The organism is Coleofasciculus sp. B1-GNL1-01, assembly GCF_040220235.1.
Classification (GTDB): Bacteria; Cyanobacteriota; Cyanobacteriia; order Cyanobacteriales; family Coleofasciculaceae; genus Coleofasciculus.
In genome coordinates this window covers 232290-252847 of sequence record NZ_JAVJTO010000102.1, presented here as the reverse complement: position 1 = coordinate 252847, position 20558 = coordinate 232290, and the positions used below count along the sequence as shown (strand labels likewise).

Annotated in this window: 16 protein-coding genes; 6 read left to right on the top strand and 10 right to left on the bottom strand. The window is 45.0% G+C overall.

What is annotated here, in order from left to right; translation table 11 throughout:
* Positions 1 to 281: 281 nt before the first annotated feature.
* The 5 genes from RID53_RS25910 to RID53_RS25890 all read right to left on the bottom strand — a co-directional run bounded on the left by RID53_RS25910 (position 282) and on the right by RID53_RS25890 (position 8645).
* The gene (locus RID53_RS25910; protein ID WP_446390832.1) at positions 282 to 2522 is read right to left on the bottom strand and encodes a transglycosylase domain-containing protein; all 2241 of its coding nucleotides are present in this window, start codon (positions 2520 to 2522) and stop codon (positions 282 to 284) included.
* A 444-nt stretch (positions 2523 to 2966) separates the two neighbouring features.
* The gene (locus RID53_RS25905) at positions 2967 to 4295 is read right to left on the bottom strand and encodes a ribulose bisphosphate carboxylase small subunit (protein WP_446390831.1); all 1329 of its coding nucleotides are present in this window, start codon (positions 4293 to 4295) and stop codon (positions 2967 to 2969) included.
* Positions 4296 to 4362: 67 nt separating this feature from the next.
* Positions 4363 to 5832 (bottom strand): DUF1802 family protein, encoded by a 1470-nt coding sequence (locus tag RID53_RS25900; protein WP_446390830.1) that lies wholly within the window; start codon positions 5830 to 5832, stop codon positions 4363 to 4365.
* A gap of 11 nt (positions 5833 to 5843) precedes the next feature.
* A complete protein-coding gene (locus RID53_RS25895; protein ID WP_446390829.1) occupies positions 5844 to 7871 on the bottom strand; it encodes a P-loop NTPase fold protein in 2028 nt (675 codons plus the stop codon).
* Positions 7872 to 7910: 39 nt separating this feature from the next.
* Positions 7911 to 8645: a hypothetical protein gene (locus RID53_RS25890; protein ID WP_446390828.1), complete on the bottom strand. Its 735-nt coding sequence runs from the start codon at positions 8643 to 8645 to the stop codon at positions 7911 to 7913.
* A 1300-nt stretch (positions 8646 to 9945) separates the two neighbouring features.
* Here RID53_RS25890 and RID53_RS25885 point away from each other — a divergent pair.
* From RID53_RS25885 to RID53_RS25875, 3 genes are all read left to right on the top strand, one after another.
* Positions 9946 to 10134, top strand: a complete 189-nt coding sequence (locus tag RID53_RS25885) for a hypothetical protein (RefSeq protein WP_446390827.1) — start codon at positions 9946 to 9948, stop codon at positions 10132 to 10134.
* On the top strand, positions 10128 to 11426 hold the full coding sequence (gene eno / locus RID53_RS25880; protein ID WP_446390826.1) for a phosphopyruvate hydratase: 1299 nt from the start codon (positions 10128 to 10130) through the stop codon (positions 11424 to 11426). Before RID53_RS25885 ends, eno begins: the two co-directional genes overlap by 7 nt.
* A 267-nt stretch (positions 11427 to 11693) precedes the next feature.
* Entirely contained in the window at positions 11694 to 12677 is a 984-nt protein-coding gene (locus RID53_RS25875; RefSeq protein WP_446390825.1) for a hypothetical protein, read from the top strand.
* Positions 12678 to 12875: 198 nt separating this feature from the next.
* On the opposite strand, the gene RID53_RS25870 is transcribed toward RID53_RS25875, so the two are convergent.
* The 4 genes from RID53_RS25870 to RID53_RS25855 form a co-directional block, all read right to left on the bottom strand.
* A complete protein-coding gene (locus tag RID53_RS25870) occupies positions 12876 to 13643 on the bottom strand; it encodes a DUF928 domain-containing protein (RefSeq protein WP_446390824.1) in 768 nt (255 codons plus the stop codon).
* A 4-nt stretch (positions 13644 to 13647) separates the two neighbouring features.
* Positions 13648 to 15987, bottom strand: coding sequence for a CHASE2 domain-containing protein (locus RID53_RS25865; protein ID WP_446390823.1), 2340 nt, complete (start codon positions 15985 to 15987; stop codon positions 13648 to 13650).
* 140 nt (positions 15988 to 16127) lie between these two features.
* Entirely contained in the window at positions 16128 to 17069 is a 942-nt protein-coding gene (locus RID53_RS25860) for a DUF1822 family protein (protein ID WP_446390822.1), read from the bottom strand.
* Positions 17070 to 17089: 20 nt separating this feature from the next.
* Positions 17090 to 17740, bottom strand: a complete 651-nt coding sequence (locus RID53_RS25855; protein ID WP_446390821.1) for a sigma-70 family RNA polymerase sigma factor — start codon at positions 17738 to 17740, stop codon at positions 17090 to 17092.
* Between the two features lie 374 nt (positions 17741 to 18114).
* On the opposite strand from RID53_RS25855, the gene RID53_RS25850 reads away from it, so the two are divergent.
* Together RID53_RS25850 and RID53_RS25845 are read left to right on the top strand one after the other, a co-directional pair.
* Positions 18115 to 18357, top strand: a complete 243-nt coding sequence (locus RID53_RS25850; protein ID WP_446390820.1) for a hypothetical protein — start codon at positions 18115 to 18117, stop codon at positions 18355 to 18357.
* Positions 18357 to 18680 carry a DUF6812 domain-containing protein gene (locus RID53_RS25845; protein ID WP_446390819.1) on the top strand — a complete coding sequence of 108 codons (324 nt, stop codon included), beginning with the start codon at positions 18357 to 18359 and terminating at the stop codon, positions 18678 to 18680. Before RID53_RS25850 ends, RID53_RS25845 begins: the two co-directional genes overlap by 1 nt.
* A 408-nt stretch (positions 18681 to 19088) precedes the next feature.
* On the opposite strand, the gene RID53_RS25840 is transcribed toward RID53_RS25845, so the two are convergent.
* A complete protein-coding gene (locus tag RID53_RS25840) occupies positions 19089 to 20156 on the bottom strand; it encodes a tetratricopeptide repeat protein (protein WP_446390818.1) in 1068 nt (355 codons plus the stop codon).
* Between the two features lie 244 nt (positions 20157 to 20400).
* Here RID53_RS25840 and RID53_RS25835 point away from each other — a divergent pair, with 244 nt between their 5' ends.
* Positions 20401 to 20550: a hypothetical protein gene (locus tag RID53_RS25835; protein WP_446390817.1), complete on the top strand. Its 150-nt coding sequence runs from the start codon at positions 20401 to 20403 to the stop codon at positions 20548 to 20550.
* The last annotated feature ends 8 nt before the right edge of the window (positions 20551 to 20558 follow it).

Sequence of the window (20558 nt, the reverse complement as noted above, 5' to 3'; positions counted from 1 at the left end):
ACCGTCTTGCATCCTGGAATTTTCGCCGACAACAGCACCAAATTTTACCTCGACAGAGGGTCAACATCGAGCGAAGTCGAGATGTTAAAACCATTGCCCATTGCCTATTCCCTATTGCCTCTCCCCACCACAAGACTTATTCAGCAGCCCCTATTTAGTCAGCTCTCTTCTGACTTGAGCTTTTGGTTCCTTGGGTTTGAACCCAAGGCGATTGGTGAAACTGGTGCTATAGTGCTTAGAAATCAAGGCTTTTAAGGCACTAAAGTGCCTACTACGAACAATTACTGCACCACATCCCGCATATAACTCCCCCACAATTGTGCAGCTTGGGCGCTGCTTCCCCGCGTGGGTGAGTTATCGTCATTACCTAACCAAATCCCGGTGACTAACTCCTGACTGGGTATAAAACCAATAAACCACAAATCAACATTGCGGTCAGTGGTTCCGGTTTTCCCCGCTTCTCCAAATCCGATCGCGGCGGAACCGCCTGTGCCATTGCTCACAACCCCCCGTAACATTGTGGTCATCGTCTGGGCAACCGCAGGGGCTACCGCTTGAACCCCCCCTTCCCCATTTTCCTCAAACTCATAGATCACCCGACAGGTTTTCGGATCATTCTCATCGACACAATCCCCGCTATCGAGAATCCGTTCAATCCCATGGGGACGATTCCACACTCCATTATTCGCGATCGCGCTGTAAGACCCGGTAATCTCTAACACATTCACTTCACTTTGTCCAATTGCCAAGCGGGGAACCGGATCAAGCTTCGAGCGAATCCCTAATCGTCGCGCCGTTTCGATCACATTCCCTAATCCCACATCCATGGCTACCCGCACCGCAATCACGTTTTCCGATAGTGCCAAACCTGTGTACATATTTACCGAACCCCCGGAACGTTCACACCCGCGCAAGCCATAAGCTGGGGCGCAGGAGTAGGTTTTTCCTGGTGGAATTCTTTGGTCTAAGGCGGCGGCGTATTCAAACAGTTTAAAGGTTGAACCGGGTTGTCGTTGGGCTTGGGTTGCCCGATTAAACTGACTTTCTTGGTAATCCACACCCCCCACCATCGCTCGGATTGAGCTATCTGTGGTATTTAGGGTGACTATCGCCCCTTGAGAAAAGCGTAATTGGCTGCCCGTGGTATTGACAAAATTACGTAGTTCTGATTGCGCCTTCGCCTGAGTCTGCAAATCGAGACTGGTTTCGACAATAAAGTTCCCTTCTTGCGCCAACTCCGTACCCAGCAGATCCCGCAGTTCCTCAAACACGTAATTATAGAAATAGGGAGCTTTGGTGCTATTCAGGAATTCACGGGCTTTCGGGCTCACCTCAATGCGCGATCGCCTGGCTCGTTTGGCTTCCTCATCACTAATCATCCCCATTGCCCGCATCCGGTTAATTACCCGATTTCGCAACGCCAACGCCGTATCATAATCCTGCACTGGATTGTAACTATTGGGTGCTGGCAAAATTGCCACCAGAGTCGCGGCTTCGGAAAGGGTTAAATCTTGTGCCGATTTATCAAAATAAAATTGGGCAGCATCTTCAAACCCATAAGCTTCTACCCCTAGATAGATGCGATTTAAATAGGTCTTTAAAATCTCATCTTTACTATAAAATGTCTCCAGTTTCATGGCTACAATTGCTTCCCGCAGTTTACGGGCGGCACTATTATCTCGCCCGACATATTCGGTAAATAAACTACGAGCCACCTGTTGACTAATTGTACTTGCCCCTTCTTTAATTCCACCCCCCCGAATATTCCGGACTAATGCCCGCAAAATTCCATAGGGATCGACACCAAAATGCCAATAATAGCGACTATCTTCCGAAGCAACTAAGGCTTTTGGGAGATAGGGGGAAAAATCCGATAACCGTTTCAGTTCTCGGTGAACCTCAGTACGCGGTTGACGCAAAGGCACTTGGTCACGAGAATAGACGACAACGGGTCCTTGAACTCCAACGGGTAGGGGTCGTACTGGGACTTTCAGCCATTCAATGCCAATAATTAAAGCAATTAACGCGGTTAATCCACCCACCCCATAGAGGCTGTAACGAATACCGAGAATATACCAAGGCGGCGGATCAACATATTGCAGCTTAACTGAGGCGGCTAATTCGGGTGGACCGATGGTGAGAATATCGCCATGACGCAAGGCTAAGGATGGCAGGCGGCGTTTACCTCGATAAATACCATTGGTGGAATTTTCATCTTTAATAATAAAGGTTCTACCTGATCGCCCATAGCGTTCCAAGGACAAATGAACCTGACTCACCACTGGGTTTCGCACCACAATATCGCAGGATTTAGAACTACGTCCCAGCAAATAGCGATCGCCTAAGAGGGGGTATACTTCCGCCTTATCCGCACCCGCATCTTGCACCCACAGTTCTGGAACTTTGGCATTTGGCTTCAGCGCCAGCGCTTCAAAGTTAACTCTGGCTTGAATCGTCTGAACAGCCTGAGTCAACTGACCCAGAATAGTTTTCGGCGGTTGGGGAGGTTTGGGAGAATTCATATCCTAGTGGATGGTATTAAATCGGGTCTCTTTTTCCTGGTGCGAGCGTTCATGGTTCATTGTTCGTCGTTCATCACGTTGTTCGGGAGAGTTAAACCTATCCGTTGCCTAAGAACTTCTACATTACAATTTAGCGTGTCTGAGGGAGGATGGAGTGGGGGAAGCTGGGAAAGATGGAAGATGGGGAATTAAATCAAATGTAGGGGCGGGTTTAGCCATTCAATGGGTTTGTCACCAATAAGTAATCAACAAAACCCGCCCTTATACCTAGGTTGGGGCGGGTTTAGTCGCATCTGGGTGAGGAAAGAAACGATGATAGTGAAACTCGCCCCTACATTTAGAAAGGGCGGGTTTGAAGTAAGGTTATCATCAATAGCGAAACGAAAGCACATAAACCCGCCCCTACAAATCATGCCCTCAAAGGTCGTAAAGGGTTCCCCCATCCTAACGCGGTCGCTGGATGAGCTTTTCCAGAACTCGCCGCTTGGCTTTGGGGTCAATGCCAATTAATCGCACGTATTCGTTATTATGCTCCGCAAGGCGTTCGGCTAAGGTCAGGATCACCTCTGATGCTTCATTTCCTTGAAATGTGCCATCACTTTTCCAGGCATTGGTGCGAAAACGCCGCTCATTGGCATATTCTAAACTTAGACGATAGCCTTGGGCTAAGAGTTCGCGGATCTGCTGCTGGATATCTAAATCTATGGACGCGATCAGTTCTAACGGCTGAGGTGTCTTAAGGTTAACTCTATTCTCAGTAGTGGCTTGATTGGCTGATCCCTGATCAAGGGTGCGGGGTTCTTTGGCTAAACCCTTTCCCTGTCTGTACGTCTGGGTGTTATTTTGACCGGGTATTTGCCGTGCTGGAGGTAACTCAAGGGTAGGACTTTCGCGCAGTGCCTTATTATATTCTCGAACTAATCCCGTCTGTTCAACTTGTCTTTGTTCGCCAATCATCACCTGACCGAATTCGATTAAGTGAGATAGTTCAAATTTCGGCTTTTCAAATTCCGGCGGCGCTTCGGTACTGCGAACCACCCGAAAGGAAACTTGATCGAGTCCGACATCATGGATGAAGTGGAGAATCTGTTGATCATAAATCCGCGATCGCAAGGCGCTGAAAAAGTCAATGGCTTGATTGGGAAACTGATCCACCAGTTGTTCGATGTCTCGTCGCGATAGTCCATCGGTAGCGAAAATCCCGCCAACAATGCCAATGCGTTCCTCTCGATTCGGTTCCCAGTAATATTTTTCCATACGACCCTCTCGAATTAACGGCGCATAGAGGGTGGAGAAGTCATTCCCGGTGACGATAATCGGGACGCGATGCAGGGGATTGGCGTCATAACTCCCAGGGAGTTGCACGTCGGTGGGATGATCGGCAATATTCATTAATGTGGCGCTGACGAGTTGAGTATTGACAGTGTATTGAGTCGCGCTGTCAAAACGTCCAACCCCTGCATCCAAGTCATTAATCATTAAGGCGCACATTTTCCCCTGCACCTTAATCATTTCGGCGGCTTCTCGATAACGCAGGCGAATCAGACGGGCTGGATCACCCGCATCCGGACTTTCCAGTTCACCGCCAGAGATATGGATGACACCAATCCCCATTTGCTCAAAGACTAACTCGCATTGGAAGGATTTGCCTTCTCCTTTGCGTCCATGAATACCGAGAATCAGAGGAACCCGTACCCCCTCTAACTCTAGATAGTTTTTGGTAATGTGAACCGCTAGTTTATCCTGGAAGCTGGGCGCGATGTAGTAGGTCATGAATGAAGAAGTTATTGTGCGATCGCTAGTCTTTGATATTACCGAACTTTGGGCTGATCAAAGGCGTTTAATGAATTAGAGGTAAATCGCGCAGGAAATAGAAGCGATCGCGGTTCAATTCATTACCCTTACTCCGCCCTAAGTAGCCTGTTAACGGCGAGGATAGTTCAATAAGAATATCACGTAATTCGTTTGGCATTAAGGGTTTGGGGGGACTCGAACCAATATACGCCCCATAAATTGCATCAACTCCCACTTCGCCTAACCCTGCATTTTCCTGAAAGGATTTAACGGATTGGACAATGTGCGATCGCACGGCGATGTCTTGACGCACGTCTACCAGGTATTGCTCAATTTTATCATCGGCTAACCCATAAGCATCTTGCAAGCAGGCTTTGAGTTTCAGTAAGTCAATAGCACCTTTATACTGGGCTTGCAATTCTACGAGATGTTGGAGAGTTTCTGGACGAATCACGCTAATCTGATTATTTAAAGTTGTTCGTAAAGCGTCTGGAGTTAATTCACCAGCGACGACAATGAGTTTGATACAAGGATCATAGTCTTGTTGCAGATGGTTTTTACCCAGTTGGATTAATTGTCCCGGAGTTCTACTGGGGACTTTTTCACTTTTGGTAGCTTTGCATTCGCCAACAATGGGATAAGGTGCATCCGCATAAAAATCGATCCCGCCAGCACCGCCAGTGGCTTCTGGATTTAGGCTGGCTCTTGGGTCATTTCTAGAGTTAGTAAATCCTAGTTTCATTAAGCTTTTTCGCACCAGTTTTTCAAATTCATTGCCATCGCTAGAGTTACCGACATCAGCGATTGTTTTAATCCAGATGAAATCAGAGTCAAATCTCCCGATTGATTGGCTACTCCAGCCTAAGAATTGTTTGATATCTTGGTCAAGTTCTTTAGCCGCTAAATTATTATTTGATAATGACGCGATCTGCTGTAAGCAGCAGCGCTTCGCTATCGCACTCTGTAATTCTTCCAATTCTGGATGCTGGGGAGGCTGTCGTTGTTCCATCTGGCGACAGCACTGTTCAAAGCGTGTCTGACTCAAAACAGGTGTGTCTTGAGTAACCGTTAAAGGTTGGGGAAGTGGAATAAATCGGGGACTCGAATTTACAGGAATTTCCATCGGTTGTGGGAGTCGATAAACCCGCAGGTAGGCTAAAAAAATATGACCCCGTTTGACACGAGTTTGCTCTAATCCGGCTTTTGTCCATACAGTTAGCTGGGATAGAAAATCCAGGGATTCTGAATTATCCAAGACTTTACAACGTTCGCATTTTGCCCAGGCTTTAATTATAACGGTTTCAGAACCGAGTTCAGCCAGACTTTTTTGGGCGGTGGGGATGAAGTTAGAGCGATAATATTGTTCGATAGGCAGAGCGTTAGTGGATGTATCTGAGGGATAGAGAGCAAATTGTCGTCCCGGATTGACAAATATCCTGGGGATAATGGCAATTGAGCGTCCTTCGATTAAGGCTTCAATATCTGGGACTGGTAGACGTAGGGCGATTTGCAGCATAATTTATGTTCCTATGCTACGAATAGGTCATTTAGGTTGTCATCATTGGCTGTATCATCAGCACTAGATTCGTCGAACAGCGTCCCAAAGAGTTCTTCCTCTTCGATAGTCTCTGAATCAATTTCACCAGAGGGATCACTGAGGATTTCTCGCAGTAGCTGATTCTCTAAGATTTGGGGTTTTGAGAATTCTGCCACCTGCTTTTGAGTAAGCTGATATGTCTCGCAGTTTTGATAAACAGTATAAAGGTCAATCAGAGGTCTAATCTGTTCAGCTTCCAGATACGCCCATTCTCCTCCCTGATCTTGAGATATAAGTTTCTCCAGTAACTTATAAGCCTGTGTCTTGTTGTTTATTTTTTTGCTTTTATCGCGAACTAAACAACCGCGAGTTAAACCAAATCTTTCGTATGCCGTTAAGCGCTTTAATCCAGCGCCTAGTGCAGCTGCGTTGCCTTTTTGAATCACGGCTACACCAATGACAAAATTTTTGTTATCTTCATTGCCAATAACCTTAAAATTAATGTAACCTTGGTTTGAAAGATTCTTGGGAGTCGCCTTTGAGTTGATGACTTGGATATCAGTATCAACACGTTCAATTGTTAGTTGCCGTAATTTTTGTCCGGTTGAAGTTTCCCCTTCCAAGGCTTCACCGATCAACTGCTCAAAGCCAAAACATAGAGCATCAGCGATTTTATCATTGTCCTCTAAATAATCTCCAATGTCTGCCTCGTTTGCGGCTTTAGCGGCTATTTTAAATCTCTCTTCTGGAGGGATAGCCTTACGGTTATAGTTCTTAGCACACCAATCCAAGACTTCCCGTACAGTCGGCTTGCCTTTACCGATATCTCTGAGTTGACTTTCTGCAAACGGATAAACTGGATCATGAGGTTTTAAACCACGAGGCTCATATAGCTCTTTTTGCAACCATAAGGCAACTAAATCAACAATAGATTGACTATCTAGAGGTTTTAAACTTATTGGTTTTCCTTGAGTTGCTGTTGACAACCGATCTCCCACACCACCACCAATCTTATTCACAGTTGCAGTGCCAGTGATAGCAGAGGCTATTTCTCCAGCCCAAGTTGACCCGAACATTACCGTCAACATGACAATACCTTTGCCAATACCTGACTGTTCTAGATTATCGTAAAGGTCTTTAACTAAGCGCACAATTACCTGTGCTTTCGTAAACCCATCTTCCGATAATATTCCTTGGGTTTCCAATTCATCAAAACAAATCAGCACAGGTTTATGGTCACTCACTAACCGTAATATTTGTTGTATATTACCCAGAGCTTCTGCTTCTTGTTCCTGAGATGTCTTTCCAGCATTGGTTGGCAAACCTATAGAGTTAGCCGTTTCTTGATCTAGCTCATTACCAGCTAACCATTCAAGGGTATAGGGGGCGTACATTTCTGAAAGAGTCCACAAAATCGCCCTGAGAATATAAGGGTCAGCATCCGGCTTGATTTTGAGAATCTGGCTACTCAATTTTTTGAGCAGATTTTGGTTATTCTGTAAAGCTTTATCATAGGCTTTATCAAAATTCTTAACGATTGTTGCTGCGGCTGTTTTTTGACCACTGGAATTACTGGCATTTGCCATCGCTGCCGCCACTTCCTGCCATTGTGTAACTCCTTGACTGCCAACTCGCGCCAAGTTCTCGACCAACGTTTGCAGAAATTGATGTCTCAACAGATTTAAGTCACCATACTTACTACCATTAGCATAGATAAATAAGGCACTACCATCACCAATGACACGACGGCGCAGACGACCAATGAGTTGAGTTTTCCCTGAACCGATATCGCCAGTCAAAACTAAAGTAGCTACCTTATCTTTACTATCTGGACTGGTTTTAACCTGCTTGATTATCTCCAATACTTTTTGAGAAGCGTGAGCATTGAGAGTATTTAAATCAGGGAATCCTTTACCCCAAACACTTTGGACTTTATCAATAGCTGCACTGTTGAATGGATTGTAGTCTTCGATGGCGGCGTTGATTTCTTCAATCGGTGAAACGGATAAATCAGTCATGATCATTCAGGTGAAGGAACAAACAGCAAGTAGTTTCAATTAGGCTTCAGCATTCACAAGCTTGGCAAAGTAACGCAATTTGCCGACTGGCGGAGTGATTGAGTCCTCTAATTGATCAGGGGTAACGTTTAAAACCTCTCCCCCCATTAACTGTAAGATGTCATTCGCCTGCATTTCCAGCATCCAGTCGTTGAACTGGGAACGAGAGACGCGATCGCCAATGGTTCGCCGTATCCGATAAATCGGCACCATATAATCCAAGTTATAGTCGCGGTTAAGCTGATCGTAGACATCCAGCGCCACCTGCTTAAACTGATCATAAGACGCGATCGCCTTTGGCGCTGAGCTTTGCTCAATCGCACTCTCCCCAGTCTTCCCGGCTGCAACCGCCCCATCACCAACAGTACCCGCCGACATAGCTTGTTCTCGAATCCATTTAAGTAACGCATTCGCGGTTCTTGCGCCAATCTGACTCTCAAACTCAAACGCCTGACTCTTCAGCCCTGCTTCCAGCATCTGCAATCCCTTGGGCTGTACCAGAGACACCTTATACCGAGAAAGCGCGATCGCACCGTCTTCTTCTAGCTGCTGATAACTCTCCTTATAATCGGCGGCTGTCTCCTTCTTCCGTTTCAGTCGTTTCGTCAGTTCACCCCTCTTAACATCCGAACCCCCCATATCCCACAAGTAAAGCAGTAAGCGGATTTCTTTCTCTTTTTCTGTTGTCTTCGCCTCGATATCTGTATCTGTCTTCGCATCAACATCGTTCGACATCGTTGTTACCCTATCCGTCATGGAAATTTCTGAGTCTAAAAAATGAACTTTTGTAAAAATACCCCCTGCTATACTAACCCCATCATCTAATCACTTGCCAGTTCAGTCGCGATCGGTATACAGCAAGTACAGCGTCAGTAGGGGCAGCTTAGAGAAAAATCAATGCATTCCATTGATAACCCCCTAGTAAAACCCAGCCTCACCCTACAAATTATGTGTTCTGCACATAGTCTCTAAGTATTTTCACTTAATCCAGAGACTCAACCGTTAAATTTAATCCTGTTTTCTACAGGTGCAGGATGAGTACCTGTTCATCAATCGTTGCCCATAATCGTAACCTAACTTAATATTTTTCGGGCAAATGTTAACTTCTATGTCATTCCCTTGTCTTTTAATTTGAGAGTGGTAAAGTAAAAGTATGAAGCAAATAAAGCTTCATCGGACAGATAAAAAAAGCAACGTTTAGATTCAAAGAAAGAGGTAAAAACGCTGGCTAAATCAATCAATCTGTCTTCTCTAAAAACAACAGCAGCAAACCATTTAGACGCTGATATTTCCTAAGCTAATTAATAGGGAGCAAGGCAACTGAAACTTGAATTCAGTGCAACTCCAGATAGAATTACCAAAAGAAGGAAATCACTCAGTAAGTCAATCGGACGTGCTGCTGTTGTTTTAGCATTTCGAGCCAAATTAATAGGAGAGGGCGACCCGACCCAATTGAATGGATGGGAGTTTTTAATTGATGCAAGCGGGTCGCCCCTACAGGTGGTTAATCTTGCATTTCTAAACAGGAACGCGATCGCACTCCTGGGAATGTCCACCGAGAGGTCTGAATCGGGGATGCATTAATTTAACTCAACCTTTTCCCGATTAATGTAAACTTACGTATCATTTCCTTGTCCTTTAAATCAAAGGTGCTAAAGTAGAACTATGAAGCAAATAAAGCTTCACCGGACAGATACAAAAGCAACGTTTAGATTCAAAAGAAGAGGTAAAAACGCTGGCTAAATCAATAAATCTGTCTCATCTGAAAACAGCAGCAGCAAGCCATTTGAACGCTGATATTTCCTAAGTTAGTCAATGGGGAGCAAGGCAACTGAAAGTTGAATTCAGTGCAACTCCACAAAGAATCATCAAGAACAGGAAATCACTCAGCTAGTAGAACTGAAATGCTGCTGTTGTTTTAGCATTAATTAGCCAAATTAATAAAAGAGGGTGACCCGACCCCATTGAACGGATGGGAGATTGCTAATTAGTACAAGCGGGTGACGAATGACGAATGACGAATGACGAATGACGAATGACGAGCTCCACCTTTAACGTTAATTGTGTCCACCTCACCTACTTACAGAGCGATCGCATACATTATCATAAGTCCGGATACCAGCGCTGGGGATCGAAAACTTCCTTAAGTACGCTTGTTTGTCCACGACTTCAGACGTATCCTGAACCCTGGAGTCATTGCAACTTAGAGGAAAAAGCATGTTAGATAAACCCGAATCTCCAATTGAAGCCATTGACGCCAGAGAAATCCTGGACTCGCGGGGACGTCCCACCGTGGAAGCCGAAGTTCGCCTCGCCAGTGGTGCCCTGGGCTTGGCACAAGTTCCCAGTGGTGCATCTACTGGTACCTTTGAAGCCCACGAACTGCGAGATGGTGATTCTCATCGCTACAACGGGAAAGGCGTCCTCAAGGCTGTCCGTAACATCAAAGAGAAAATCACCCCCGAACTCCTGGACATGGATGCCCTAGACCAAGCAACCGTTGACCAGACGATGATTTATCGGGATGGAACCCAAAATAAAAATGAACTGGGTGCCAATGCTATCCTGGCAGTTTCTCTCGCCAATGCCAAAGCCGCCGCGAATGAATTGCAACTTCCCCTCTATCGCTATCTAGGTGGACCCCTTGCCAATCTTCTCCCAGTTCCGTTAATGAACGTAATTAACGGTGGTGCCCATGCAGATAATAATGTGGACTTTCAGGAGTTTATGATTGTCCCAGTGGGTGCTGATTCATTTCAAGACGCACTGCGTTGGGGGGCTGAAGTCTTCGCCGCCCTATCTCAAGTGTTGAAAGAGAAAAAGCTGCTATCGGGTGTGGGTGATGAAGGAGGCTATGCGCCGAACTTAGAATCCAATAAAGCGGCATTAGAATTTCTAATTGCCGCGATTGAAAAAGCCGGGTATAAACCTGGGGAACAGGTGGCGTTAGCCATGGATGTCGCCGCCAGCGAATTTTACAAAGATGGGCAATATCTTTATGAAGGCTCATCTCACGCCCCTAGCGAACTCGTTGATTATTTGGATCAATTAGTCAGTCAATATCCGATTGTTTCCATTGAAGATGGCTTACATGAAGACGATTGGGATAATTGGAAATTGCTGACGGAAAAACTTGGATCTCGCATCCAATTAGTTGGCGATGATTTATTTGTCACCAACCCCACTCGCTTGCAAAAAGGGATTGATTTAGCGGCTGGGAATTCGATCCTAATTAAGCTCAATCAAATCGGATCATTAACCGAAACCTTAGAAACCATTGAACTCGCCACTCGCAATGGCTTCCGTTCCGTTATCTCTCACCGTTCTGGCGAAACCGAAGATACCACGATCGCGGATTTAGCCGTCGCCACTCGTGCGGGTCAAATCAAAACCGGTTCCCTCTGTCGCAGTGAACGAGTTGCCAAATACAACCGCCTACTACGAATAGAAGACGAACTCGGCGATCGCGCCATCTATGCCGGGAAAATTGGGATGGGACCCAAAATTGCCAAATAATCCCTATTTCCCATAACCCAACCCGCCATTCAATCCCTGTAGGGGCGCACCGACGTGCGCCCTTTATTCAATGACGCCTTTGACCCCAACGTTTTTAATCTATTCAAAAATAGTTTCGACCTGAATATCGGTGGGTTAGGTTGGATTATTCATTAAAAGATGAGTACCTTAATTAAACTCCCGCCTAACCCACCCTACGACATTTAAAATAAGACTTTTTCTTTGATAGAATCTTTCCGTACCTAAAGTTGAGCATTTTCAGCGTCCATGTTTACCCAAACCGTTATTAACCGAATCGCTACCCCATTCGCTATCAGCGGATTCATCTTATCCATTCTTACCCATACCGCCACCGCCGCCACGATGCTAGACAATAATGATAGCATTAGGGGGTTTATCCAAACCAACTCTTCCAGCTTCCGCTATCGCAACGATTTAGTACCCAACGCCCCCCTGGAAACTGCTGCTGGTGAAGAATACCGATTTAATGCCCAACAAGGGGATACCGTTCGCATCAGCGTTAAACCCGAAGAAGGTAGTACTCTCTCACCCATTTTAGTCCTGAGTTCCTCACAAACGGGCAACCAAGTTGCCTACAATGACAAAACCAATCTGTTAGTTTATCAAGTCCCCATCAGTGGCGAATATAAACTCCTCGTCTTAGGTGACAATAATACCAGAGGCAGATATACGGTTTCCCTTTCCGGAATTACACCGGGAGTTATCGTTAATAATCCCTCAAATCAACCCTCCGCTTCAAATCAAACCCCAGATAAACGAAAACAACTGCTACAAAATGAATATGGATTGAGAGTCTTGGAAAACTGTCCAGCGGCGACGGGTTCGTTAGTGGTTGTGTCGTTTCCGGAATCGGATCAAACCTATACCTATTGCGCCAATCCTAACCGTTTCCTGCAAGCTGGACAGTATACCTACGACGCAAGTACGGAAACCTTAAAGCCGGGACGTCCGGGAACTCAAACCGCCGCCAATCAAACGACCGATCCTCGCCAAGAAAAATTGGAAGACGAGTATGGATTAAATGTACTCGATACCTGTCCTCCAGCAACCAGTTCTTTAGTCGTTATCTCCTATCCCGAAGGTGGACAAACCTATCGCTATTGTACCGATCCTAACCGAGTTTTTCCGGCGGGGGAATATACTTACAACGCCAGTACCCAGAGTTTAGAACCTGTTAAGAAACCAGAAGCTTGTACCGTACAAGTCGGGGGTGTTTGTATTGTTCGTTAACTTATAACAAATAGCTTCCCCAGCTTCCAGAGGCGCTATGGCGCGTCTCTAAGGAGTCGGACAAAAGAAAACGACACTGTACAAAGTTTTGAAAACAAGCCTCAAACCCTTACAAAGGATAAATGACAAATGACGAATGACAATCTGCACCGTTAGCTTTTATTGTGTCCACCTACTTACCTGACTCCCCCAGATTCCCTATTCCCGGTTTCCTAAGATTTCATTAGAATCACCAATAGGCTGAACTGAACCTGCGATCGGTTCTTTTTTGAGTTCCTCCAAATCTATCGTTCTTAATAAATAACGCCAAGCCAGAGGAAAGTCATAGATTTGGACTAAATCGGCTGAAATATCGTACCAAAGACGATTATCTTGATAAAACTTCATCTGATCCATTACCAAGGCTGTTGCTGTCTGAGGTTCTAAACGCTGAGGATCAAGGCGTTCAATTGAGCCGTTATGCCAAATGCTTTGAGATAAATCCGTCGGATCATTGGATGTACAATATAGGGTGAACTGCCAACGATATTGTTTATTCAATTCTAGGGGAATGGCAGTAATCGGCAAGCTAATTTTGACAAAACCTGGTGTTTCTGGAAGCTGGAAACTAACCTGATAGTTTCGAGTCTCATCCTGTGAATCTTTGATAACGAATGATCCTCGATTAATTGTGTTACTCGGATAGGGAATATAAAACCAAAATGTGGGGTAAGCTTTTAATGTAAAGCCAGAAAACTTGTAGTCAGAGTCGGTAATGGGTAATAACGGTGTAAACGGTTGTTCGGTCTGTTCACAAGGTCCACGAGTTCCGGCAGGTTTGCGATCATCATTCGGTCTATCCCAAACGGGTGGATCTTGTTTAAGACTTGCTATTTTTTGAATCGGATGTGCTTGAACCAGTGGTCGATGAATTGTCAATTCAAGAACGGTTATCGCCAGGATTAAAGCAAATTTTAGTGCAATCATAGGTTTAAGGGGTTTGATCGGATCGCGACGTTTTAAATGCCTGGTAAGCCACTAGACTTCCACTTGTGGCAACTACAGCTAGCATTACTGGAACCATGGATAATATACTCCCAGTTTGAATGAAAATAAACCAGCTAATACCATTAATCGTTATCATAGAGACTCCCACGGCTAATCCCAGGCGTAACAGGGACTCTCGATAGCGCCATGCGATCGCACCTCCAATAACTGACCCAATCCCAACACAGACGAGATCCCCCCATAGAGGGAAAAACGCCAGCAAGGGGCGTTCTCCCACAGCCGCACTAATAATCTGACTGACCATCTGACTATGCAGGAATAGCCCCCGCATTTCATGATTACCAGGCGTTTGGAATTCATCTTTAATTGTGGGATCAGTTATGCCAATTAAAATAATTTTATCCTGCAAAAAATCAGGATTCACGCGATTGGCAAAAATATCACTCAGCGTTACTCGTTCTACCATGGTTTTTGCCAATTCTGGGGAACGGTAATTAAGTAAGAGTTGAAATCCTTCCAATCCGACACCGCGCTGGTAAAATCCGGGGTTGGCATTTAAATTGGTTAACGTCACTGAACCCAATTGCCAGCGATCTTCGGAAATAAATTCAGGTGAGATTCCCTCGGTTTGTAGATATCGTAGGGCTAATTGAAAACTCAGGGAATAGAAAGTGGAACAAGAGGATACGGCGGGCGGTTTCATGGCGATGAGATGACGCCGCACAATCCCATCTGGATCAACAACAATATCAGCAAATCCTAAGCGTTCCTTGGGGACTTCAGGGGGCGCAGCAACGCCTTCGGGGATTTGGGGAGAGGGGATAACACAAATGGGAATCACGCGATCGCTCGTTTGCAGATATTGTACCAATTCATCCCGCCCTTCCCCCTCTGGGCGATCGCGAAAGATATCTAAGCCGATGGCGCGGGGTTGATAGGTGTCCAGTTTTTGTAATAGTTTGAGCAGGGTGCGATCGTGTAGCGGATATTCACCCCCTAAATTGTTGATATCTTTAGCCGTTACCTCAACTATCAATAACCGAGGATCAAGGGAGGGTGTGGGACGCATTTCCAAGAGTTGGTCAAAGGCTTGCTGTTCTACCGATTGCAACCAACCTAGCGATCGCACTCCCATGACTAAACTGGTAACCATGACACTCGCACCCAGTACCAATTGCCAACCTCGCCGTCTCCGCTTAACGGGTTTGGCGGTAGTGTCGCTAATCCAGTCGTTCCAACTGGGCGGAACTTGGGTGGGATTCTGGACAATTACGGGTAACCAACTCGCACAAGGAAATTGACTTTCTAATCCCTGTAATCGTTCTCTGGCGTCTCTGACGGCTAGATAGAAGGGTTGACCTTGAGCAAAGGCAGTGAGAAAATACTTCAAGAACTCTTGCGCCACGCGATCGGGAACTAACTCCCGCATGACAATCATTTGCGGAATTTGGATATCATCCAGTTGTCGGGCTAATCCTAAGCCATCGCAGGAGTTGAAAATAGCAAGTTTTAACCCTCGTTCTACGGCTTTTCTTAACGCATACCAGAGTTCATCAATGGTTAAACTATCGGTTTGATTAATATAAATCCGCCCGGTTTCCCCTTCGGTTTCACTATGTCCGGCAAAAAAAATGATGTCCCACTGTTTTTCCCAAAGTTGGTCATTAATCTCTCGGCGGCTTTTTTCGACTAAAAATTTAATATCGGTATGGGGTAAACTTTCAAGTAACTGGCGATCGCTTTCAATATCAATTCCCTGGCTATGACCGAGAATGGCTAAAATTTTTACCTTAGGCGTGCGCTGATTTGAGGTGAATTGGGACGGACGTTCAAACTGAGGATCAGTTAAGGCGAGTTCCGCTTTCGGATAATGGTCAAAAAAATCCCACAAATGCCAAGGAAGTTTTTGCAGGTGCGGATCAGTGGTGCTGACTAAGAAGCGAATCGTATCCTGACGACTGAGGGATTCCCGTAACCGCCGATCCAGGGGGCGAAACCCTTCCCCGTCTAACCAGGTTCGCAAGCGATCGCCTAATTCATTGGCGGAGTCTTGACAGTCTCTCAGCCGCTGACTTACTGAACCATCATAGATAATTTTTTTCGGTTTAATTCGATAGGGGGCGCTAATGCACCGATACTTATGCTGCCAATGAGACTGGATGCGATCGGCAAATTCAGGCGCTGCGTCTAATACTCCTTTGAGTTCAATATCTGGGGGTGCGCCATCCCAACCAATGGCTAATGTGACCCGAAATCCATGGCTTTGAAAATCACCATCGAGTTTCAAAGTTACTAATTTTTTGTGGGTGGTGTCATTTGTCATTTTTCAGGGAACAGGGAACAGGGAACAGGCAATAGGCAATAGTGAAGACAAAAGCTTACCTTACAAGGGATTGACCCTTCGACTTCGCTCAGGATCAAGCGATTTGAATTTTTCTGGATATGTCCTAGCGAAGGGTCTATTCAAATGATAAAGGTTTCCGTCATGCTGATATCAGCTAACGCTACCCTAACTTTGAAGCATTCTCCAGGTTCTCCACTAAACTGTAATTGAATTTGCTTAGTGCTTCTGGCTTCAGCTTGCATCACGGTTTCTCCCGTGTCATCGAGAATCATCAGCCGCAAATTTTTAGGTAAATAGGTTTGACCGTTCGTTGGATATATTTCAACCGAAATATCGAGTTCTGATACGGAAAGTGGTGTCAAATTTATGACTAATATGACTTGTTCATCATCATATCGTCGTCCTAATGTCAGCCGCTTCCCACGTGTGATTTTCAGATCGGATGGTTCGGATAAGTGGGTGGCTATTTGCGTATATGTTCTAAAATTAAAAGCGAGTTCTGTTGGCGAGGAGTCGAATAATGTTTCGACAGTCTGCCAACCCGCATCAAAAATATTTTGTAGCCATTGACTAAGTTGTATTGGTTGTTGAGATGGGTTAAGATGGTCTAATAAATGTTCCAGTGATATAAGTTGAGTTAGGGGGACTTCCTCGGTTTTAACGCTGGGTAAAAATCCCAGTAACTTGGCTTCCGTTAAGGTTTGATTCAACTCAACCGCGACATACCCAATCCGGTCAGACCATACGTCTGCGGGGATATGACAGCTAGCCGCGTTGGGTAAGACAGGACGGCATTCTAATTTGCCCAGATCTTTAATCAATAAGTCGGCTGTATTAGTCAGGGTTTGCATAATTGGATTCCAACTATCACTCGCCTGCCAGTTTGTCGGAATTTCTAGGCATTGTAAAGAGGTTTTGACAGCATAAACGGCTAACGTATTTAGGTAAACTTGTTTTGCCTTTTGGGGGCAATGCTTTTGGTGAAACTGTTGAGCGATTTGATGGGCTTCTAACGTCAGGGGTACGGTCAGTATTAGGGGTTCATTCGTGGTGTGGAACATTGTATTCTGTGCCTCAGGGATTATGATGATAAGTATTCTCTTAACTTGGGACTAAATTTAGTTAAGCAACGCTGGTAGAAACTGCTTAAGGTTGAAATCTTAATTCCGAGTTCTTCAGAAATTTCTTTCCAGGAATAACCGGATAAAAGTTTCAAAGCTAAAAATTGGAAGTTGGCGGCAGGTTGATTTGACGTATAGGTTTGATTAAAGAGTCCTTCGGGGTCAGTTTCTAGGTAGTGAATGATTTCTTGGGACAAGGAAGGCGTCAACTGCGGGTTAACTTCGGCTGGATTGTTTTTCTCTAAGTCATCCAAGGTTAAACGCTTGACTTGTTTGGCATCGATTCCTTTATGCACGGTTGGCATCATAGAACGACTGGCTTCCATGAAGAATCGTTGCTTGAGCAGAAAGTTTACCCATTGTAAAACTTCAAAACTGGGATTATAGTCGTCAATCCTTTCGCAAATATAACAAAATAGGCGTTGCTTGGCTTCATCATAAATATCCTCATAAAATCCATGGAATTGTCCGGGATAGGGACGAGTCAGTTTACCTGACTGCTGAATGGCACCCAATAGCTTGGCTAAAGCTTGCTGTCGTTGTTTACTACGGGGAGGATGCTGCTGTGCTTCCTGTGCCAGTTGCTTTAACTGTTGGTCTATGACATTCATCGATAGCGGTAGGGTTGGTACATCAGTTACATGGGATTGCGTTGATACACCGACTTCACTCTGTTCATAGAGGTCTCACGAACTCAGGGGCGATTTTATGCAAGGTGGAACAAATCTTTACAAAATTTTAACAAAAGCGGCGGTATGGAGGTGCGAAGCAGGGGTTGCAGCGACGTTCCGGTGGAACGTTTGGAAGCAGGGGTAGCAGGGGTAGCAGGGGGAGCAGGGGGAGCAGGGGGAGCAGGGAGATGGGGTAGCCAAGGACAAATGACAAATGACTTATGTAAAGATTTGTAACAAATATCCGACTTTTGCATAAAATGCACCTGCTGAAGTTGAGAACCTAATGAAAGGGTAAGATGGGGACTAGAATCATGTTGATTCGTGAGATTGTTCAACAGGCACTAAAGACACGCTATCTCACCAGAGAAGCTGAAGACCAACTGCGACAGCTACTTAGAAGCAAATATGACTCACAAGACCTCCAAGCGTTCATGAATTTGCAAAATGCTGTAATGGAGGGTCAGGTGCAACAAGAGTCCCGCCCTTTTCCAGACAACCTCTTGATTTTCAGGGATGATAATACGGTAATTGTTGATTTGGCAGGAGTGAGTTAATGAGAGAACTGAGAGTTAAACTTTTAACAGTCAATAACCTTCAAATTATAGGGATACTGACCATTAGTACCTCCTTAAATTACTATCGTTCCAGTTTTAATATTTCGGATCTGTTGAATAGTTCTCGTAATTTTATAACTCTCACGGATGTAGAAGTGTATAGTGAGAATCAGCATCTCTTGGCAACAATGCCATCTCTTTGTATTAACAAGCCAGCGATTGCTTGTTTATCGAGCGAAGAATCTGAACAGAATGGTGCTGAATTATCATTGAACACGGCTGTCCAGCCCTCTGAAATGAACAGTGTGGCTGTTTTTTTATAATTGAAATAGAGTCGAAACGGTTAACATCTCTAGTTAATAGCGAATTTATTCGCCAATATTTTTAAGTATTAAAACCGTTTTTATGGTAAACTAATGGACTAGAAGCTGTAGGGCATACGGTGGTTAAGCTTTCTGGGAATAAAGCTACAGCAGATTTCAGGTTGATGAAGTATAGCACTACGCATTCAGGTTAGGACAATAAAATTAGGTGTACGCGGCAATAGGCAATAGGCAATAGAAAAATGTCCTAATGTATGCCCGTAGGTCTATACAGCCTTAAGCAAGATCCCCGACTTCTTGAAGAAGTCGGGGATCTGTCTGTGTAGATGTAAAACTCTGGCTTCCTATGACGAAAAAATCATCCGCGTTCCTTCACTTCGTTCGAGGGCATGTTTAACCAAATGAGTATCAATAGATTAATTTCTGAAACCGCTTATCATGCCGGATACTAGCCAAATCAGAGTCATTTTTGGCTAACTCTCGGTATTGATCAGGATTCAGATTGAGGGTTTTTTGCAGATTTTCGATAGCTAGGTCAACATTGCCCTGCAAAGCATAACAGCAAGCTTTGTTGTAAAAAGCATTAGCATTGTCGGGTTTAAACTCTATCGTTTTGTCGAAACTAGCCAAGGCTTCTGGATAGTCTCCCAATTGCAAAAACGCATACCCTCGATTATACCAAGCCTCATATTTTTCGGGCTTAATTTTCAGGGCTTCGTCGTAACTCGCTACAGCATCTTGAAAGTATCTTAAATTCACAAGTGCATTGCCCCGATAATACCAAGAACTGGGTTGTTGATACTTAAGTTTCAGGGCTTCATTATAACTCGCCACGGCTTCTGGAAAACGGTCAAGGCGATACAGCGCCCCTCCTCGGTTATTCCAAGCTTCGTGAGCATCGGGTTTAATTTTTAGGGCTTCGTCATAGCTAGCGATGGCTTCTTGGAACTGTTTTAAGTGTACCCAAGCATGTCCTTGATTGTACCAAGCTTCGTATTTATCTGGCTTAATTTTTAGGGCGTCTTGATAGCTAGTGATAGCTTCGATAAAGCGTTGTAAGCTAAACAGAACATTACCTCGGTTGTACCAAGCTTGATGCAGGTTAGGTTTAAGATTTAAAGCATGATCATAGCTAACTCTTGCCGCTTCATATTGTTTTAAATTCACCAACGCATTGCCCCGATTATACCAAGCCGGATAAAAGTCTGGTTGCAATTTTACAGCCTTGTCATAGCTGGCGATCGCCTCTTCATGGCGTCCCGCCTTATCCAGCGCAATTCCCCGGTTATACCACAGTTGATATAAATCCGGTTCACGTTCTAAAACTTGGTCAACTGTCGCGATCGCTTCTTCAAACTGTCCGGACTGGATCAGTATAATACCCAAGTTATACCACGCTTCGTGGGTTGTGACTTCCAAGGGGTGGTTGTAGCTAACGTTTGCGGCTTGAGGGTTTTCTAGAAGGAGAGTACTCATCGATGTATTTTTTGCTATGAGAGGCTTTTAACCTGGGTTTACAGGTTGTAGCGTTGAGGGGGAACGTTCTCACGATTCTCGATTGAGTGCAATACATTCTGAGTTGGGAAAGAATGGGAGGTTTAGGGTTTAGGGTAGGGCAATCAGAACCGCGATCGTTCACGGCTTAGGGTTATCTCCTCACTTGTTTAATCAACGCCTTTACTTGCTTATTCTTCCCCAACTCCCTTAAATCCGGATCAGTATGGACAGGTATGATGGAAGGATTCATCTAGCAGATACCAAGGCTGGTGTGATGCAGTTTCCCGATGGTGCGGGTTATCAGGGTTGTGGTGCTGGTTCCGGGACAAACAACGGCGATCCCTTGTTGACGGCTTATATTCGCTATTTATGAGTGACTTG

What these genes read in the sequence shown, in the direction of transcription:
- RID53_RS25910 (WP_446390832.1), bottom strand. Translation starts at nt 2,522, where the DNA reads ATGAATTCTCCCAAACCTCCCCAACCGCCGAAAACTATTCTGGGTCAG.
- RID53_RS25905 (WP_446390831.1), bottom strand. Translation starts at nt 4,295, where the DNA reads ATGACCTACTACATCGCGCCCAGCTTCCAGGATAAACTAGCGGTTCAC.
- RID53_RS25900 (WP_446390830.1), bottom strand. Translation starts at nt 5,832, where the DNA reads ATGCTGCAAATCGCCCTACGTCTACCAGTCCCAGATATTGAAGCCTTA.
- RID53_RS25895 (WP_446390829.1), bottom strand. Translation starts at nt 7,871, where the DNA reads ATGACTGATTTATCCGTTTCACCGATTGAAGAAATCAACGCCGCCATC.
- RID53_RS25890 (WP_446390828.1), bottom strand. Translation starts at nt 8,645, where the DNA reads ATGTCGAACGATGTTGATGCGAAGACAGATACAGATATCGAGGCGAAG.
- RID53_RS25885 (WP_446390827.1), top strand. Translation starts at nt 9,946, where the DNA reads ATGACGAGCTCCACCTTTAACGTTAATTGTGTCCACCTCACCTACTTA.
- eno (WP_446390826.1), top strand. Translation starts at nt 10,128, where the DNA reads ATGTTAGATAAACCCGAATCTCCAATTGAAGCCATTGACGCCAGAGAA.
- RID53_RS25875 (WP_446390825.1), top strand. Translation starts at nt 11,694, where the DNA reads ATGTTTACCCAAACCGTTATTAACCGAATCGCTACCCCATTCGCTATC.
- RID53_RS25870 (WP_446390824.1), bottom strand. Translation starts at nt 13,643, where the DNA reads ATGATTGCACTAAAATTTGCTTTAATCCTGGCGATAACCGTTCTTGAA.
- RID53_RS25865 (WP_446390823.1), bottom strand. Translation starts at nt 15,987, where the DNA reads ATGACAAATGACACCACCCACAAAAAATTAGTAACTTTGAAACTCGAT.
- RID53_RS25860 (WP_446390822.1), bottom strand. Translation starts at nt 17,069, where the DNA reads ATGTTCCACACCACGAATGAACCCCTAATACTGACCGTACCCCTGACG.
- RID53_RS25855 (WP_446390821.1), bottom strand. Translation starts at nt 17,740, where the DNA reads ATGAATGTCATAGACCAACAGTTAAAGCAACTGGCACAGGAAGCACAG.
- RID53_RS25850 (WP_446390820.1), top strand. Translation starts at nt 18,115, where the DNA reads ATGTTGATTCGTGAGATTGTTCAACAGGCACTAAAGACACGCTATCTC.
- RID53_RS25845 (WP_446390819.1), top strand. Translation starts at nt 18,357, where the DNA reads ATGAGAGAACTGAGAGTTAAACTTTTAACAGTCAATAACCTTCAAATT.
- RID53_RS25840 (WP_446390818.1), bottom strand. Translation starts at nt 20,156, where the DNA reads ATGAGTACTCTCCTTCTAGAAAACCCTCAAGCCGCAAACGTTAGCTAC.
- RID53_RS25835 (WP_446390817.1), top strand. Translation starts at nt 20,401, where the DNA reads ATGGACAGGTATGATGGAAGGATTCATCTAGCAGATACCAAGGCTGGT.